We start from the raw sequence: 17,218 nt of genomic DNA, 5'->3' as shown, positions 1-17,218 counted from the left end.
GCACGGCGTCCGTTGGCCCGCCGCCGGGTGCCACGCGCTGCCGCTCTGGCGCTGCTGCTGGTGTCCGCGACGGCGTGCAGTGCCGATGAGTGGAAGCGCGCCGGCATGCCCGTCGGCATCACCAAGCAGGCCGAGACGGTCCAGAGTCTGTGGAACGGATCCTGGATCGCCGCTCTCGCCACCGGTGTGGTCGTGTGGGGCCTGATCCTGTGGTCCGCGGCCTTCCACCGTAAGAGGAAGAACTCGAAGGAGGAGCTGCCTCCCCAGGTCCGCTACAACCTCCCGATCGAGATCCTCTACACGGTGGTCCCGATCATCATGGTCGGCGTGTTCTTCTACTTCACCGCCCGGGACGAGACCTACATCGACAAGATGTCCGGCAAGCCGGACGTGAAGGTGAAGGTCGAGGCGTTCCAGTGGAGCTGGCGCTTCACGACCGACTACAACGGCAAGCAGGTGCAGACCGTCGGCCGGCCGGTCAGCGACTACACCGACGGCCCCCAGCTGGTGCTGCCGGTCGACAGGAAGGTCGAGTTCGAGCTGCAGTCGCCGGACGTCATCCACTCCTTCTGGGTGCCGGCCTTCCACTTCAAGCGTGACGTGATCCCGGGCATCGTGAACAAGTTCGAGGTCGACACGCTCAACAAGCCCGCCGTCTACGCCGGCCGATGCGCCGAGCTGTGCGGTGTGGACCACAGTCGCATGCTGTTCTCGGTGAAGCTCGTTCCCCAGGCCGAGTTCGACCAGTACGTCGCTAGTCAGGCGGGTGCCCAGTGACCGCACTTAACGAACCCCTCACCTCCATGCCGGTGCCGGAGCGCAAGGGCTCCGTCATCGTGAAGTGGCTGTCCTCCACCGATCACAAGATCATTGGGCACCTCTACCTGATCACTTCGTTCGTGTTCTTCCTGATCGGCGGCGTGATGGCGCTGATCATGCGGGCGGAGCTGGCCCAGCCGGGCCTGCAGGTGACCACCAACGAGCAGTTCAACCAGCTGTTCACCATGCACGGCACGGTGATGCTGCTCATGTTCGCCACGCCGCTGTTCGCCGGCTTCGCCAACGAGCTGATGCCACTGCAGATCGGCGCGCCGGACGTGGCCTTCCCCCGGCTGAACATGGTGAGCTACTGGCTGTTCACCTTCGGCAGCCTCATCGCCCTGTCGGGCTTCCTCACCCCGGGCGGCGCCGCCGACTTCGGCTGGTTCGCCTACACCCCGCTGTCGAACGCGATCAGCTCGCCCGGCATCGGCGGCGACCTGTGGATCATGGGCCTGACCATCTCCGGTCTGGGCACGATCCTCGGCTCGGTGAACTTCATCACCACGGTCGTCACCATGCGCGCCCCCGGCATGACCATGTTCCGCATGCCGCTGTTCACCTGGAACGTCCTGCTCACCTCGATCCTGGTGCTGATGGCCTTCCCGGTGCTCGCCGCCGCCCTGCTGGCCCTGGAGGCCGACCGCAAGTTCGGCGCGCAGATCTTCGCCACCGAGACCGGCGGCCCGATCCTGTGGCAGCACCTGTTCTGGTTCTTCGGCCACCCCGAGGTGTACATCATCGCGCTGCCGTTCTTCGGCATCGTGACCGAGGTCATCCCGGTCTTCAGCCGCAAGCCGCTGTTCGGCTACATCGGCCTGGTCGGCGCGACCATCGTCATCGCCGGCCTGTCGATCACCGTGTGGGCGCACCACATGTTCCCGACCGGCCAGGTACTGTTGCCGTTCTTCTCGTTCATGACGTTCCTCATCGCGGTCCCGACCGGTGTGAAGTTCTTCAACTGGATCGGCACCATGTGGCGGGGCCACCTGTCGTTCGAGTCGCCGATGCTGTTCGCGATCGGCTTCCTGGTCACCTTCCTCTTCGGTGGCCTGACCGGCGTCATCCTCGCCTCGCCGCCGCTGGACTTCCAGGTGTCGGACTCCTACTTCGTGGTGGCGCACTTCCACTACGTCGTCTTCGGCACCGTGGTGTTCGCGATGTTCTCCGGCTTCTACTTCTGGTGGCCGAAGTTCACCGGCAAGATGCTGGACGACCGGCTGGGCAAGTGGCACTTCTGGACGCTGTTCATCGGCTTCCACACCACCTTCCTGGTGCAGCACTGGCTGGGCGCCGAGGGCTTCCCGCGCCGCTACGCCGACTACAGCCCGATCGACGGCTTCACCGACCTGAACATGATCTCCTCGGTCGGCGCCTTCATCCTCGGCGCCTCCACGCTGCCGTTCCTCTACAACGTCTGGAAGACGGCCAAGTACGCGCCGAAGGTCACGGTGGACGACCCGTGGGGTTACTGCAACTCCCTGGAGTGGGCGACCTCCTGCCCGCCGCCGCGGCACAACTTCACCTCGCTGCCGCGCATCCGCTCCGAGCGTCCGGCCTTCGACCTCAAGTACCCGCACGTGACCGCTCCCCGTGAGCTGGAGGACGCCCGATGAAGGTTCAGGGCTGGTTGTTCATCCTCTGCGGTGTCTTCTTCGCCGCGGTGGACGTCGTCTACTGGTACTGGTCCAAGGAACCGGTCGGCACGACGGCGATGGCCATCTCGGTGGGCTTCGCCTTCATGATCGGCTACTACCTGATGTACACCGCCCGCCGCATCGGTGACCAGCCCGAGGACAACAAGCAGGGCGAGATCGCCGACGGCGCCGGGGAGCTCGGCTTCTTCAGCCCGCACAGCTGGTGGCCGCTGTTCGTCTGCCTGGCCGTCGCGCTCACCGCGGTCGGCCTGGTCATCGGCTGGTGGCTGTTCATGATCGGCGTCTTCGCGGTCATCATGAGCATGATCGGCTTCGTCTTCGAGTACTACCGGGGGCACTTCTCCCACTGACCGGCCCCGCCGGTCCCCGACCCCGCGGGACCCGGCCTCTGCGGACCCCGCCACAACGGGGACCCGCGGAGGCGGGACCTGGAAGCGGGCCACGGAAAGTTTCCGTGGCCCGCTTTTTGGCGTTTGTTAGCTGCACAAGACGGATGTCCTCCGTAGTGATCCCCTTACTCCGGGTAATAACTGAATTAGTGGTTCAGTACCGGGACAGGGAGTTCATGTGCGGCAGGCGATCCGTGGTCCGATATGGGGGGTGAGCCTGCTGGCCCTGGCGCTGGCGGCCGCCTCCTGCTCGGACAGCACCTCCACCCGGACGGCGGGCACGCCGGGCGCCACGCCGCGCGCCGACGCCGCCGTCGCCGTGACCCCTCTCAACGGGGCGGTCAACGTGCCGACCGACGCGACCATCCTGGTCTCCGCGCGCGGCGGCACCCTGAAGGACGTCACCGTCGCGGGCCGGAAGGGTCCCCTGCCGGGCGCGCTGAGCGCCGACGGCACCCGCTGGCACAGCTGGGGCACGATCCCGCCGGGGGCCTCCTACCGGGTCACGGTGACCGCGGTGAACCCCGACGGGAAGCTCACCCAGACCACCAGCTCCTTCTCGACGGTCAAGGCCCAGGAGGCCTTCTCGATCGAGAGCGTCCAGCCGAACAAGGACGACACCGGGCTGACCGTCGGCGTCGGCATGCCGATCATGCTCACCTTCGACAAGCCGATCACCGACCGCGTCTCGGTCGAGCGGAACCTGGTGGTCACCGCGTCCAAGCCGGTCTCCGGCGCCTGGCACTGGTTCGACGACAAGACCGTGCACTTCCGCCCCAAGACCTTCTGGCCGGCCCACACCAAGGTCAGGCTGGAGGCCCGCCTCGCCGGGGTCCGCGGCGGCAAGGGCCTGTACGGCAAGCGGAACCTCACGCTGGACTTCAAGGTCGGCCGCTCGCAGATCACCCGGGGCAGCACCGACACCCACTACCTGACCGTCAGGCGCGACGGCAGGAAGGTGCGGGTGATGCCGATGAGCGCGGGCCAGGGCGGCGTGTGGAAGTACTACACGACCAGCGGCATCCACCTGGCCATGTCGCGGGAGAACGTCACGGTCATGACCTCACCGGGGATCGGCCCCGGCGAGTCGGGCTACTACCAGATGACCGTCTACGACACCGTGCGGATCTCCAACAGCGGCGAGTACGTCCACGCCGCGCCCTGGTCGGTCGGCTCGCAGGGCAACTCCAACGTCAGCCACGGCTGCGTCAACGTCAGCCCGGCGGACGCCAAGTGGTTCCTCGACAACACGCTGATCGGCGACCCGATCATCATCACCGGCTCGCCGCGCCCGCTGGAGCCCACCAACGGCTGGGGACAGTGGCAGGAGAACTGGAAGGAATGGCTGAAGTGGAGCAGCACCAAGCACTTCGTCACCGAGGAGCTGTGACCACCCGCCGGACGCCCTGAGCGGGCCGTACGGGCGACCACCGCCCCACCCCGGGCCGAGATGCCGGTGAGCCCGTACGGACGTCCTGGGCGGGCCTCGGGGGCCGGGCACCGGTCGAGGGGGCCGGTGAGCCCGTACAGGCGTCCCGGGCGGCCCCTGGGGACGCCGCGGTCCAGGCCCGCGGGACGCCGGCGGAAGAGCCCTGAGAGGCCCTGTGGAGACGGAGAAGGGCCCGGACACCGTGGCGGTGTCCGGGCCCTTCTGCCGTGGCGGATCAGCGGTGGGTCAGTGGGTGAGGGACCTGTCCTCGCCCGACCCGATCGCGGCGTGCTCCTCGCCGTGGCCGTGGCCGTCGTCCAGCGGGATCTTCTCGCCGCCGTAGGCCCGGCTCATCTTGACGCGGAGCCTGCCGAGCGGACCGCGCAGCTGCTTGGGCGGCACGCCGTCGCGCTCGCCGCCGCCGTCGCCGTCGGCACCGGGGAGCATCGGGACCGGCGCCTTGCCGCGCACGTGGGCCTCGATGGCCGGGTTCGGCGGGACGTGGACCTCGATGTACTCACCGTTGGGCAGGCGCTTGATGACGCCCGACTCCACGCCGTGCCCGATGACCGCGGCGTCGCTGCGCTGCAGGCCGAGGCAGACCCGGTAGGTGACGTAGTAGGCGATCGCCGGGCCGAGGAAGACCATCACCCGGCCGACGTAGGTGGTCGCGTTCAGCGAGATGTGGAAGAACGAGGCCAGCTCGTCGTTGGCGCCCAGCAGCCACAGGACACCGTAGAAGGTGACCGCCGCCATGCCGATCGAGGTGCGGTGCGGGTTGTTGCGGGGCCGGTCGGCGATGTGGTGCTCGCTGCGGTCGCCGGTGACCCACTGCTCGATGAACGGGTACAGCGCCAGGCCCGTCATGATGATCCCCATCGGGACCAGCGCCGGGATCAGCACGCTCATCGGCAGGGTGAAGCCGGCGATGTTGATCTCCCACGGGGGCATCAGGCGGAGGGAGCCCTCCAGGAAGCCCATGTAGAAGTCCGGCTGCGAACCCGCCGAGATGTCCGCCGGGGTGTAGGGGCCGAACAGCCAGATCGGGTTGATCTGGGCGAAGGCGCCCAGCAGCGCGATGACGCCGAAGGTGAACATGAAGTAGGCGCCGGCCTTGACCATGAAGGCGGGGTAGAACGGGGCGCCGACGACGTTCTCGTTCGTCCGGCCCTTGCCCGGCATCTGGGTGTGCTTCTGCACCCACATCAGGATCATGTGGGCGGTGATCAGCGCCAGGAGGATGCCCGGGATGAGCAGGATGTGCAGCGAGTAGAACCGGGAGATCACGTCCTCGCCGGGGTACTCGCCGCCGAAGAGGAAGAACGTGATCCAGGTGCCGACCAGCGGCAGCGAGATCGCCACACCCTCGGTGATCCGCAGACCGGCGCCGGAGAGCAGGTCGTCGGGGAGGGAGTAGCCGGTCAGGCCCTCGAACAGGGCCAGCGTCAGCAGCAGGACGCCGATCAGCCAGTTCAGCTCGCGCGGCTTGCGGTACGCACCGGTGAAGAACACGCGGAGCGCGTGCACCATCATGCCGCCGACGAACAGCAGGGCCGCCCAGTGGTGCATCTGCCGCATCAGCAGACCGCCGCGCACGTCGAAGCTGATGTGCAGCGACGATGCGTACGCCTCGGACATCATGATGCCCTTGAGCGGCTCGTAGGAGCCCTCGTAGGGGACCTCGCCCATGCTGGGCTTGAAGAAGAACGTCAGGAACGTGCCGGTCAGCAGCAGGACGATGAACGAGTAGAGGGCGATCTCACCCAGCAGGAAGGACCAGTGGTCGGGGAAGATCTTCCTCAGGTTGCGCTTGAGGAAGTTTCCGGCGCCCAGGCGGTCGTCGAGGAAGGAACTCGTTCCCGCGATGGGCTTCGGAACGGTCGTGATGCTCACGCGTGGCCTCCGTTCTCACGGACCTCGGCCTCGGCGTCCCCGCGCTCCCAGAAGCTGGGGCCGGGCGGGACGGAGAAGTCCGCTGTGGCGACGAGGAAGCCCTCCTCGTCGACGGCGATGGGGAGCTGGGGCAGAGGCCGGGCGGCCGGGCCGAAGATCACCTTGGCGCCGTCGGCGGCGTCGAAGGTGGACTGGTGGCACGGGCACAGGATGTGGTGCGTGGTCTGCTCGTACAGGGCCGCGGGGCAGCCGACGTGCGTGCAGATCTTCGAGTACGCCACGATGCCCTGGGGCGCCCAGTTCAGGTTCGTGCCGGACTTGAGCTCCTCCGGCCGGAACTTGAGCAGGATCAGCGTGGCCTTGGCCAGCGCGTTCAGATCGTGCTCGTACCCTTCGGGGACCACGGAGAGGATGCCGCCGGGGGAGTTGAAGTCCGCCGCGCGGATCGGCGCGCCGGTGCCCTCGACGACGAGCCTGCGAGGCTTGCCGTCCTTGGTCTTCTCGCCCCAGACGGTGTGCCGGAGCTTCTCGGGGAAATCGCTGTAGCGGGGGCCGAGGTCGCGCAGCAGGACCAGCGGCGCCAGGCCCAGCGGGGCCGCGGCGAGCAGCAGCGTACGGCGCAGCATCGGCCGCTTGACGAAGCCGCTCTCGTCGACGCCGTGCTTGAACGTCTCGGTGACGTACTCGCGGGTCCGGCCGTCGGAGGCCATCGTGTGGCGCTCCTGGACCATGTTGTACTTCGGCATGACCAGGCGGACCCAGACCACCATGCCGGCGGCCATGGCCAGCAGCGCGAGGGCGAGCGAGCCGCCCAGGGCCACGTTGGAGGCGCGCGCGGAGTCGATGTCCCCGACCTGGAAGATCACATAGGAGGCGATGAAGGCGATGCCCCCGAGCAGGGTCAGGAGGAAGCAGAGGGCGGCGATCCGCTCACCCTTCCTCGCGGTCGCCTCGCTCTGCGGGACGACCCCGGGGACACCCTGGTCCCCGGGGCGCTCGTCGTCGCCGAGCACGGACGTGCTCGTGGCGGGCGAGGGAGTGCCGATCACGCGCTTGGGGACGCGGCCCTCGGGCTGTTCGATGTCGTGGTTGTTGTCAGTCATTTGGCCTGTCGCTTCTTCGCGGTGATCCAGATGGCGGCCAGGACGAGCAGGCTGAGACCGACGATCCAGGCCGTCAGACCCTCGGTGACCGGGCCGATGCGGCCGAGACCCGCGCCGCCCGGGTCGACCTGGCTGCGGACGCCCGTGATGTAGGCGATCATGTCCCGCTTCTGCTCGGGCGTGATGATGCTGTCGTTGAACACCGGCATGGCCTGCGGGCCGGTGATCATGGCCTCGTAGATCTGCGTCGGGGTGGACTCCGTCAGGTTCGGGGCGTACTTGCCCCGGGTCAGAGCGCCACCGGCGCCGACGAAGTTGTGGCACTGGATGCAGTTCGCCCGGAACAGCTCACCGCCCTTGGCCGGGTCGCCCTTGGCCGGGTCGACCTGCTCGGCCGCGGGAACGGTGGGGCCGCCGCCCAGCGACTCGACGTAGGCCGAGAGCTGGCGGATGGTCGTCTCGTTGACCCACGGGGGCGGCGGCTTGCGCGGCGCCTGGGCCTCGGGCCTGGCCAGCGGCATGCGCCCGCTGCTGACCTGGAAGTCGACGGCCGCGGCGCCGACGCCGACCAGCGACGGAGCCACGTTGCTGCCTTCGGCGTTGAAGCCGTGGCAGCTGGCGCAGCTCTGCTGGAAGAGCTTCTTGCCCTCGGCTACGTCGTCGGCCCGGCCCGCCGCGATGGAGGCGTCGGCACGCCCCGTCGTCGAGGCCACGAAGGTGTAGATACCTCCGAGCAGCCCGAGAGCCAGAAGCAGGACGGCGTATCTCGCGAGGGGATGCCGCCGTCCAGCGGTGATCCTAGTCACAGAGATCCCCGATTCCTTAGTGAATGCCGTAGATGGTCACGAAAAGGCCAATCCAGACCACGTCGACGAAGTGCCAGTAGTAGGACACGACGATCGCGCTGGTCGCCTGCTCACGGGTGAAGCGCTTCGCGGCGTACGTGCGTCCCAGCATGAAGAGGAACGCGATCAGTCCACCGGTCACGTGAAGGCCGTGGAAGCCCGTGGTCAGGTAGAACACCGAGTCGTACGCGGAGTGCGACAGGGTGTGCCCCTCGTGGACCAGCTGGCTGTACTCGTACAGCTGGCCGCCGACGAACACGGCGCCCATCAGGAAGCTGACGATGTACCAGAAGCGCAGCTTGGCGACCTGGCCCTTCTCGGCTGCCCACACGCCAAGCTGGCAGGTCACACTCGACAGGACCAGGATGATCGTGTTGACCAGCGAGAACTGGACGTTCAGATGAGCCTCGGGCCAGGGCATGCCCCGGCCGATGCTCACTGACCGGATGGTGAAGTACATCGCGAACAGCGCCGCGAAGAACATGAGCTCGGAGGACAGCCAGACGATCGTCCCCACGCTGACCAGGTCGGGCCTGCGGGACGAGTGTGCTGTCGTCGTCGTTGAGATTGCGGATGCTGTCGCCACGCCCAGCATTATTGCGGCTCCCCTGGTCGGGTCGCCGCACGGCCCCCCGATAGGGGGCCTGAATGCCACTGTAAACAGGACGAACGGAGTTTTCCGTCCGTCAGTACCTCCGCCCTGGGTCCGCGGGCGAGGTGACCGGTAGCATCCCAGGTGACCATACATCGACAAGGGATGAGTGAGCGCAGACCGTGAGCACCGACGACAAGATGAGGGTCCTCGTCTACAGCGACGACGCCGCCACCCGGGAGAAGGTGCGGCAGGCCATCGGCAGGCGCCCGGCCGCCGACGTGCCCCTCGTGGAGATCGTGGAGTGCGCCACCCACGCCAAGGTCGTCCAGCACTTCGACTCCGGCGAGATCGACGTGGCGGTGCTCGACGCGGAGGCCCAGCCGGCCGGCGGCATGGGGGTGGCCCGCCAGGCCAAGGACGAGGTCTACGACTGCCCGCCGATCTGCCTGCTGATCGCCCGCCGGGACGACCGCTGGCTGGCGGAGTGGTCGCGGGCCGACGCCGTCGTGCCGCAGCCGATCGACCCGGTGACGCTCGCCGACGCCATCGCCGGCCTGATGCGCCGGCGGCTGTCCGGCCGCCTGACCGCCCACTGACCCATCCGCTGGAGACCTCTCATGGACGCGCGCACCACCTGGCCCGCGCTGCTGTCGGCCCTGATCGCCGGTGAGCACCTGACGGCGGACGAGACCGCCTGGGCGATGAACGAGATCATGTCCGGTACGGCCACGCCCGCTCAGGTCGCCGGCTTCGCCGTGGCGCTGCGGGCCAAGGGGGAGACGGTCGCGGAGGTGACCGGCCTGGCGCGCACGATGCTGGAGCACGCCACGCCGCTGACCGTCGAGGGCCGCGTCGTCGACATCGTCGGCACCGGCGGCGACCGCGCCCACACCGTCAACGTCTCCACGATGGCCGCGATCGTGGCCGCCGCCGCGGGTGCGCGGGTCGTCAAGCACGGCAACCGCTCGGCGTCCTCCTCCGTGGGCGCCGCCGACGTGCTGGAGCACCTCGGGATCGTGCTCGACCTGCCGCCGGCCGCCACCGCCCGGCTGGCCGCCGAGGTGGGCATCGCCTTCTGCTTCGCGGCCTTCTACCACCCGGCGCTGCGCTTCGCCGGCCCGGCCCGCAAGGAGCTGGCCGTCCCGACGGTCTTCAACTTCCTGGGCCCGCTGACCAACCCGGCCCGGCCCCAGGCCCAGGCGATCGGCATCTTCGAGCCGCGCATGCTCCCGGTGATCGCCGGCGTGTTCGCCGAGCGCGGGGTGTCGGCGCTGGTCTTCCGGGGCGACGACGGGCTGGACGAGCTCACCACCGCCACCACCTCCACGGTCTGGGTGGTGCGCGACGGCGACGCCACGCAGACCGTCTTCGACCCGGCCGTGCTGGGCATCCCCAGGTCGGCCCCGGACGCGCTGCGCGGCGGCGACGTGGTCTTCAACGCCCAGGCCGTCCGCGACCTGGTCGGCGGCAGGACCGGGCCGGTCCGCGACGCGGTGCTGCTCAACGCCGCCGCCGCGCTGGTCGCCCACGACGGCCCGGGTGACGACCTGGACGCCGCGATGACGGCCGCCTACGCCCGCGCCGTGGAGGCCGTCGACTCCGGCGCCGCCGCCGCCCTCCTCGACCGCTGGATCGCCGCCAGCCGGTCACTGAAGCGGGCCTGAGCCCCCCGGGCCGGGCTCCCGCGGGCCGAACCCCGCGCCCGGCCGGGAGCCCGGCCCCGGACCTGCCGGCCGGCCCCGGATCGCGGAAGCCGGCCGGGGAGACGTCAGTCGGACTCGCCGAGGCCGATCGAGAAGGCGGCGTCGAGGTCGTGCCGGGAGTAGGTGCGGAAGGCGACGTTGGTCTCGGTGTGCAGCACCCCGGGCACCTTGTTGATCCGGCCCGGGATGACCTCGGCGATCTCCTCGTAGGAGGGGACGCGCACCATCGCCATCAGGTCGTACTCGCCGGTTATGGAGTACACCTCGCTCACCCCGTCGAGCTCGGCGATCGTCTGGGCGACCTCGGGGATCCGGTCCACCTCGGCGGTGATGTGCACGATCGCGGTGACCACGGGCTTCCTCCTCGTTGAGTGCGGCTTGCAGTCCAGAAGCTATCAGCGCTCCGGGCGGCCCTCACGCGGCCGGTGGGAGTCGATCCCACGGTAGGCGTGGTCGATGCGGGCCCGCAGCCTCCCGGCCCCGTGCACCGGCAGGCTCCAGGTGCCCTCCACCTGCACCAGCCGCACGCCGGGGCCCTCCAGCCAGCGCAGCACGCACTCGGTCTCCTCGGCCAGGGCGGCCGGCAGCGGGCCGGGCCCCGGCACGACGGTCTCGGCCGTGGCCACCAGCGCCTCCACGAAGGGCGTGGGGTGGACGCCGCGGGCCATGACCCCGGCCGAGACCAGCCGGCCGTGCCGTACGACGTGGACCTCCCAGGCGCCGTCCGCCGCGGGGGCGGCTGCGACGAGCTGGGGGAGGGCGGTCAGCGCCCGCAGCCGCTGCATGCGCGCGGCGACCCGGACGTAGGCGGCCAGCCGGTCGCGGTCGGCCGCGGCCTCCTCGTAGCGCTGGTCGAGCGACAGGCGCGTCATCCGCGTCTCCATCGCGGCGAAGACCGCCGAGGCGTCCAGTTCCATCGCCCGGCGCGCGGCCTCGGCGAGCTCGCCGTACTCCTCGGCGCTCTGGCGGCCCTCGCAGGGCGCGCCGCACCGGCCGATGCCGAACAGGGCGCAGGCCGGGCGCCGGGCGCGGGCGGTGATCCGCTCGGCGCACTGCCGCAGCGGGAACGTCTCGTGCAGGGCGACGCGGGCGTCCTCGGCGGCGCGGGAGCCGCCGAACGGGCCGAGGTAGGCGGCGCCGTCGTCCCTGACCTCGCGGACGACCGACAGGCGGGGGAAGGGCTCGACGGTCAGCTTCAGCCAGACCGCCCGCTCGGGGAAGCGAGAGCGGCGGTTGTAGCGCGGCTTGGCCGCGCCGATCAGCCGCAGCTCCCTGACCTCGGCCTCCAGCGGGGTCGCGCAGACGATGGGCCGGACCCGCTCGGCCAGCCCGACCATCTCGCGGATCCGCGGGCGGGTCTCGCTCGCGGTGAAGTAACTGCGCACGCGGGTGCGCAGGTCGACGCTCTTGCCGACGTACAGCGGGTCGCCGCGGTGGTCCTCGAAGACGTAGACGCCCGGGGCGGCGGGCACCGCGTCGGCGAGGTGGCGCTTGCGGCGCTGCTCGGGGGTGGGCGCGCGGGTGAAGCCGCGCAGCTCCTCCAGGGTGTGCACGCCGAAGGAGCCGGCCCGCTCCAGCAGCGCGTGCAGCACGTCCACCGTGGCGCGGGCGTCGGCCAGGGCGCGGTGGCGGGGCTCGGTGCCGCTGAAGAGCCGGGCCAGCGTGGCCAGCTTGCAGTTGGGGGCCTCGTCGCGGGTCAGCAGGCGGCGGGCCAGCACGACGGTGTCGACCACCGGGTGGTCGGGCGGGGGATGGCCGTGGGCGGCGCAGGCCGCCTTGACGAAGCCCACGTCGAACCCGGCGTTGTGCGCCACCAGCGTCGTCCCGCGGGTGAACTCCAGGAAGGACGGCAGCACCGCCTCGATCTTCGGGGCGGCCACGACCATGCTGTCGGTGATGCCGGTCAGCACGGAGATGAACGGAGGGATGGGGGACCCGGGGTCGACCAGCGTGGCGAACTCGCCCAGGATCTCGCCGCCCCTGACCTTGACCGCTCCGATCTCGGTGATCGCATGCTCGGCCGCGGAGACGCCTGTGGTCTCCAGGTCGAACACGACGAACGTGATCTGGTCGAGGGGGGTGCCCAGCTCGTCCAGCGTTCCCTGTACGGCGTACTCCACGGCTCAAGACCATAGAAGCCCCCACCGACATTCACCGTCCGGCCCCCGGCGCGCGCAGGTCGGGCCGGAGCCGGTGATCTCCGCTCAGGTCGGTGCCGTCGCGGGCTGGCCGTACCCTTGACGTCAAGACCGATCCGAGTAGGGGCCCGTGATGAGTTCAGCCGGAGAGGGCCTGTCTCGTCCGTTACCCGAGCAGGTCCGCTCACACGTCGTGGAGCTGGCGGCGCAGATCCTGGGGGCGATGCCCGCCGCCGCCGTGCCCTCCCAGCTCAAGGGGATCGCGAAGTTCGACCCACGCAAGCGGGCCAGGCTGGGCAGCGCGCCGATCGCCGCCCAGCTGGAGAACGACAAGGAGTTCCGGGAGCTGGTCGCCGAGGCGCTGGCGGCCGAGTGGCCCGACCTGGTGGCGAGCCTCGCCGGGGGTGTGGCGCCGCCGGCGGCCGAGCCGTCCCTGGTGGCCGCCGCGGCCTACCTCACGCGTCCGCCCGGCTGGGCGGACATGGTCGAGGCCGCCCGTGACGACCTGGAGCGGTCGGCCGCCGTGGCCGAGGGCTCGGCGATGGAGCAGACCGTCACCCGGCTGCGCGAGCAGCTCGCCGCGCAGAAGGCCGCCGCCAAGGAGGAGGGCGAACGGCTGCGCGAGCAGCTCAAGGGCGCCCGCTCGGAGATCTCCGACCTGCGCCGCCGGCTGCACGACGCCCGCGAGCGCGCCCGGGCCGCCGAGGCACGGACCGCCGAGGCGGAGGAGGAGGTCCGCGAGGCCAAGGTCGCCGCCGCGTCGGCGGGCAGCGCGGGGGAGAGCGAGCTGCGCCGCCTGCGCGAGCGCCTCGCCGACGCCGAGCGGCAGCTGGAGACCAGCCGCCGGGCCGCCCGCGAGGGCCGCAGCCTGGAGGACGCCAAGGTCCGCATGCTGCTCGACGCCCTCCAGGACGCCGCCGCCGGACTGCGCCGGGAGCTCGCCCTGCCCTCCGGTATCAACCGGCCCGCCGACTCGGTGCTCTCGGTGGCGCCCGGCGGGCAGGGGGCCCAGGCGGTGCCCGCGCGGGCGCTCGCCGACGACGACCCGGCACTGCTCGACCAGCTGCTCGCGCTGCCGCAGATCCACGTGATCGTGGACGGCTACAACGTCACCAAGACCGGGTACGGCACGCTCACCCTGGCCGACCAGCGCGCCCGGCTGCTCACCGGCCTCGGCGCGCTGTACGCGCAGACCCGGGTCGAGCTGACCTGCGTCTTCGACGGCGCCGAGCTGAACGGCCCGGTGCCGGTGTCGGCCCCGCGGGGGGTGCGGGTGATGTTCAGCTCCCCGGGGCAGATCGCCGACGACCTCATCCGTCAGCTCGTCCGCGCCGAGCCGGTCGGCCGCGCCGTCGCGGTGGTCTCCTCCGACCGCGAGGTGGCCGAGTCGGTCCGCCGGATGGGCGCCCGGCCGGTGCCCTCGGTGCTGCTGCTGCGGCGTCTCGGGCGCACCTGAGGCCCGCACGCGGCCGGCGGCCACCCCGGGGCCACCGGGTGCCCGCCCGGGGCTCCGGGGCCCTTCCCGGTCTCTTCCCGGTCCCTTCCGTGTCCGTCTCTCCTGAGCCGGCGCCGCCGCGCCGGGCGGGCCGACCGGCCGGGGTGCGCCGGACCGTCAGGAGAGATCGCTTCGAAACCAAGTAAAACCCCCGAAAAGGTGAGCCGGTCCTTACCTCTTCTGTACTATTTCGCCCCAGGTCTTCGCACTGGGGAGGCGGCACTGTGGCCGTGGCGGGTAAGCCGGTTTGGTTCGGACGTGTACCGGTGGCCGCGGGGCTCGCCCTCGCGCTGTTCCTGGTGCCGATGGGCGGTGCGGCCGCCGATCCGAGGCCCACGGTCGCCGAGGCCAAGCGGAAGCTGGCGAAGCTCAACGACCAGGCCGACAAGATCGTTGAGAAGTACAACCAGGCGGGCGAGAAGTGGAAGAAGGCCCGCAAGAAGTACAAGGCACTGGACGGTGACCTCGCCCGCCAGACGGCCAAGGTCGCCGACCTGCGCAAGGAGCTCGTCACGATGGCGGTCAGCTCCTACCAGTACGGCTCCGTGACCGGCTGGGAGGGCCTGATCAACCAGGGCGACCCCGGGGCCCTGCTGAGCAGCATGGCCGCGGCCGACCAGATGGCCGCCGCCCGCGCCCGGTATCTCAACGCCTTCGACGAGGCGACCAAGACGCTGCGCGACAACCGGAACCAGGCCAAGGCCGCCCTCAACGAGGCCGACAAGACGCGTGACGAGCTGGCCGGCGAGAAGGCCAAGGTCGAGAAGATGGTCAGGGCCCAGACCAAGCTCCTGAACGAGCTGGGCACCTACCAGCAGGGCAACCCCAACAGCACCGGGATCAAGTACAGCGGCCCGGCCTCCGGCAACGCCCGCACCGCCCTCGCCTTCGCCTACGCCCAGATCGGCAAGCCCTACCGGTTCGGCGGGACGGGGCCGGGCGGCTGGGACTGCTCCGGGCTCGTCCAGGCGTCCTGGCGCAGCGGGGGCGTCAGCCTGCCCCGTACGACCTGGGAGCAGTGGAGCTGGGGGGCGAGTCGCCGGGTGCCGGTGAGCGCCCTCCAGCCCGGAGACCTCGTCTTCAGCCACGGCCTGGGGCACGTCGGCATCTACATCGGCGGCGGGAAGATGGTCCACGCCCCGCAGACCGGCGACGTCGTCAAGATCTCGCCCCTCCGCAGCGGCCTGGTCGGCGCCGTCCGTCCCTGAGCCGGCCCTCTCCGGGTCGCGTTGACCGCGAGGCCGACGAGGCCGGGCCGGTCTCGGCCGTCGGCGCGCCGGGAAGCCGCACCGTGACGAGGAGACCCCCGTCGGGGCGGGGGACGAGGTCGAGGGTGCCGTCGTGGGCGCGGACGATGCTGTGCACGATGGCCAGGCCGAGCCCGACGCCGGCGTGCTCGCCGGTGCGCACACGTTCCGTTCCGCGCCGGAAGGGTTCGGTGAGGGTCGGCACCAGTTCCGGTGGAAGCCGGTGACCCGTGTTCTCGACCCGCAGCACGCTCGTGTCGTCGTGCGCCTCGGTGTGGACCGTCACGGTGCCGCCGGCGGGGAGGTTGTGGACGATGGCGTTCTGGACGAGGTTCGTCACCATCCGCAGCAGGAGCTCGGCGGAGCCGTCGGCCGGGGCCGCCCCGCCGGTGACGTCCAGCGTGATCCGGCGCCGTTCGGCGAGGGGAAGCAGGGTCTCGGCGGCTTCTTCGGCGAGGAGGGAGAGGTCGACGCCCTCGCGGGTGAAGTTTCCGCGGTCGCCGCGGCTGAGCAGCAGGAGGGCCTCGGTGAGGCCGATCGCCCGCTGGTTGACGGTGCGCAGGCGTTCGATGAGTTCGTCCCGGTTCCGCGTGGGGTCCTGGCGGGCGACGTCGAGGAGCGTCCGCGAGATCGCCAGCGGGGTTCGCAGTTCGTGGGAGGCGTTCGCGGCGAACCTCCGCTGCTCGGCGACGTGGGACTCCAGTTGCTCGAGCATCGAGTCGAACGCGTCGGAGAGCTCACGGAATTCGTCCTGGCGGCCCTTCATGCGGATCCGGTGGGACAGCGACCCGTTCCCGGCCGTCCGGACCGCATCCGTGATCTGGGTGAGCGGTGCGAGCATCCGGCCGGCGAGGATCCATCCGCCCAGCAGGCCGAACGTCAGCAGAAAGGCCAGTGCCTGGGCCGCGCGGGGGACGAAGGCGCGCTGGAGGTCGGTGCGGTTGGGTATGAGCCGCGGGGACGGCGCCCCGGGCCGGCCGCCCCACGGCTCGATCATGAGCGTGCCGTCGGGTACGTAGCGCAGCAGGAACACCCATACCACGGCCAGCAGGAGAGCGCCGGCGAGCAGGAGGAACCCGGCGTAGCTGATGGTGAGCCTCAGCCGGGCGCTGAGCCCCGGGCGCCTGGTCACGAGTGCCGCCAGGGCGGGCGGGGCCCATGCCCTGTGTCGGCGCCGGTGTCGGCGCCGGTGTCGATTCGGTAGCCGACGCCCGGCACCGTGGCGATGAGCCATGGTTCGCCGAGTCGTTTGCGCAATGCGGAGACGGTGATGCGGACGGCGTTGGTGAAGGGGTCGGCGTTCCCGTCCCAGGCCCGCTCCAGCAGTTCTTCGGCGCTGACGACACCGCCTTCGGCGGCGACGAGGACTTCGAGCACGGCGAACTGCTTGCGGGTGAGCGCGACGTGGCGTCCGTCCCGGAAGACCTCCCGGCGGAAGGGGTCCACCCGCAGGCCCGCGATCTCCCTGACCGGGGGCCGGGCGTGCGCGCGTCTGCGGTCGAGCGCCCTCAGCCGCATCACGAGCTCCCGAAGGTCGAACGGTTTGGTGAGGTAGTCATCGGCGCCGAGCCCGAACCCCGAAGCCTTGTCGTCGATCCGGTCGGCGGCGGTGAGCATGAGGATCGGGATGCCGCTGCCGGAGGCGACGATGTGCCGGGCGACCTCGTCGCCGGAGGGGCCGGGGATGTCGCGGTCGAGGACCGCGAGGTCGTAGGAGTTGACGCTGAGCAGTTCCAGGGCGGAGTCGCCGTCGCCGGCGATGTCGGCGGCGATCGCCTCCAGCCGCAGACCGTCACGGACGGCTTCGGCCAGGTAGGGCTCGTCCTCCACGATCAGTACGCGCATGTCCGAAGCCTAGGCAGTACGACATATCGCCGGGGTATGCGAGGACGCGTGCGCACCGG

At 70.6% G+C, this 17,218-nt stretch carries 16 protein-coding genes; 8 read left to right on the top strand and 8 right to left on the bottom strand.

Translation table 11 applies throughout. The features are described from left to right. Positions 1–27 precede the first annotated feature (27 nt). From ctaC to HDA43_RS05060, 4 genes are all read left to right on the top strand, one after another. Positions 28–777, top strand: coding sequence for an aa3-type cytochrome oxidase subunit II (ctaC, locus tag HDA43_RS05075; RefSeq protein WP_312873019.1), 750 nt, complete (start codon positions 28–30; stop codon positions 775–777). Between the two features lie 26 nt (positions 778–803). Next, positions 804–2,435 (top strand): aa3-type cytochrome oxidase subunit I, encoded by a 1,632-nt coding sequence (ctaD, locus tag HDA43_RS05070; protein WP_179822797.1) that lies wholly within the window; start codon positions 804–806, stop codon positions 2,433–2,435. Continuing rightward, entirely contained in the window at positions 2,432–2,827 is a 396-nt protein-coding gene (locus HDA43_RS05065) for a cytochrome c oxidase subunit 4 (RefSeq protein ID WP_179818557.1), read from the top strand. The genes ctaD and HDA43_RS05065 overlap by 4 nt, the downstream gene beginning before the upstream one ends. Before the next feature lie 250 nt (positions 2,828–3,077). After that, positions 3,078–4,256, top strand: coding sequence for a L,D-transpeptidase (locus tag HDA43_RS05060; RefSeq protein ID WP_312873018.1), 1,179 nt, complete (start codon positions 3,078–3,080; stop codon positions 4,254–4,256). Positions 4,257–4,541: 285 nt separating this feature from the next. Here HDA43_RS05060 and qcrB read toward each other — a convergent pair whose 3' ends face one another. From qcrB to ctaE, 4 genes are read right to left on the bottom strand one after another with little or no spacing between them, the layout of a single operon-like run. Beyond that, a complete protein-coding gene (qcrB, locus tag HDA43_RS05055) occupies positions 4,542–6,188 on the bottom strand; it encodes a cytochrome bc1 complex cytochrome b subunit (protein ID WP_179818555.1) in 1,647 nt (548 codons plus the stop codon). Further along, entirely contained in the window at positions 6,185–7,291 is a 1,107-nt protein-coding gene (qcrA, locus tag HDA43_RS05050; protein ID WP_179818554.1) for a cytochrome bc1 complex Rieske iron-sulfur subunit, read from the bottom strand. Before qcrA ends, qcrB begins: the two co-directional genes overlap by 4 nt. After that, positions 7,288–8,097, bottom strand: coding sequence for a cytochrome bc1 complex diheme cytochrome c subunit (gene qcrC, locus HDA43_RS05045; RefSeq protein ID WP_179818553.1), 810 nt, complete (start codon positions 8,095–8,097; stop codon positions 7,288–7,290). Before qcrC ends, qcrA begins: the two co-directional genes overlap by 4 nt. A 16-nt stretch (positions 8,098–8,113) precedes the next feature. Next, complete coding sequence (gene ctaE / locus HDA43_RS05040) at positions 8,114–8,731, bottom strand: aa3-type cytochrome oxidase subunit III (protein ID WP_179818552.1); 618 nt, start codon at positions 8,729–8,731, stop codon at positions 8,114–8,116. A gap of 197 nt (positions 8,732–8,928) precedes the next feature. Here ctaE and HDA43_RS05035 point away from each other — a divergent pair, with 197 nt between their 5' ends. Together HDA43_RS05035 and trpD are read left to right on the top strand one after the other, a co-directional pair. Then, positions 8,929–9,327 carry a response regulator gene (locus HDA43_RS05035; protein ID WP_179822795.1) on the top strand — a complete coding sequence of 133 codons (399 nt, stop codon included), beginning with the start codon at positions 8,929–8,931 and terminating at the stop codon, positions 9,325–9,327. A 21-nt stretch (positions 9,328–9,348) separates the two neighbouring features. Then, entirely contained in the window at positions 9,349–10,395 is a 1,047-nt protein-coding gene (trpD, locus tag HDA43_RS05030) for an anthranilate phosphoribosyltransferase (protein WP_179818551.1), read from the top strand. 104 nt (positions 10,396–10,499) lie between these two features. On the opposite strand, the gene HDA43_RS05025 is transcribed toward trpD, so the two are convergent. Beyond that, positions 10,500–10,787 (bottom strand): Lrp/AsnC family transcriptional regulator, encoded by a 288-nt coding sequence (locus tag HDA43_RS05025; RefSeq protein ID WP_179818550.1) that lies wholly within the window; start codon positions 10,785–10,787, stop codon positions 10,500–10,502. A gap of 42 nt (positions 10,788–10,829) precedes the next feature. Further along, the gene (locus HDA43_RS05020) at positions 10,830–12,554 is read right to left on the bottom strand and encodes a DEDD exonuclease domain-containing protein (protein ID WP_179818549.1); all 1,725 of its coding nucleotides are present in this window, start codon (positions 12,552–12,554) and stop codon (positions 10,830–10,832) included. 151 nt (positions 12,555–12,705) lie between these two features. Between HDA43_RS05020 and HDA43_RS05015 the strand changes: the two genes are divergently transcribed. Then, positions 12,706–14,028 (top strand): NYN domain-containing protein, encoded by a 1,323-nt coding sequence (locus tag HDA43_RS05015; RefSeq protein ID WP_179818548.1) that lies wholly within the window; start codon positions 12,706–12,708, stop codon positions 14,026–14,028. Between the two features lie 305 nt (positions 14,029–14,333). Beyond that, entirely contained in the window at positions 14,334–15,275 is a 942-nt protein-coding gene (locus HDA43_RS05010; protein WP_312873016.1) for a C40 family peptidase, read from the top strand. On the opposite strand, the gene HDA43_RS05005 is transcribed toward HDA43_RS05010, so the two are convergent. After that, a complete protein-coding gene (locus HDA43_RS05005) occupies positions 15,226–16,446 on the bottom strand; it encodes a sensor histidine kinase (protein WP_179818546.1) in 1,221 nt (406 codons plus the stop codon). The two genes, HDA43_RS05010 and HDA43_RS05005, sit on opposite strands and share 50 nt — an antisense overlap. After that, complete coding sequence (locus tag HDA43_RS05000; protein ID WP_179818545.1) at positions 16,443–17,159, bottom strand: response regulator transcription factor; 717 nt, start codon at positions 17,157–17,159, stop codon at positions 16,443–16,445. The genes HDA43_RS05005 and HDA43_RS05000 overlap by 4 nt, the downstream gene beginning before the upstream one ends. Positions 17,160–17,218: the final 59 nt, after the last annotated feature.

The sequence above is a fragment of the Streptosporangium sandarakinum genome, from assembly GCF_013409935.1.
In the GTDB taxonomy this organism is placed as follows: domain Bacteria; phylum Actinomycetota; class Actinomycetes; order Streptosporangiales; family Streptosporangiaceae; genus Streptosporangium; species Streptosporangium nondiastaticum.
The sequence above is the reverse complement of the archived record's forward strand: the minus strand, read 5'-3'. Positions and strand labels throughout refer to the sequence as shown.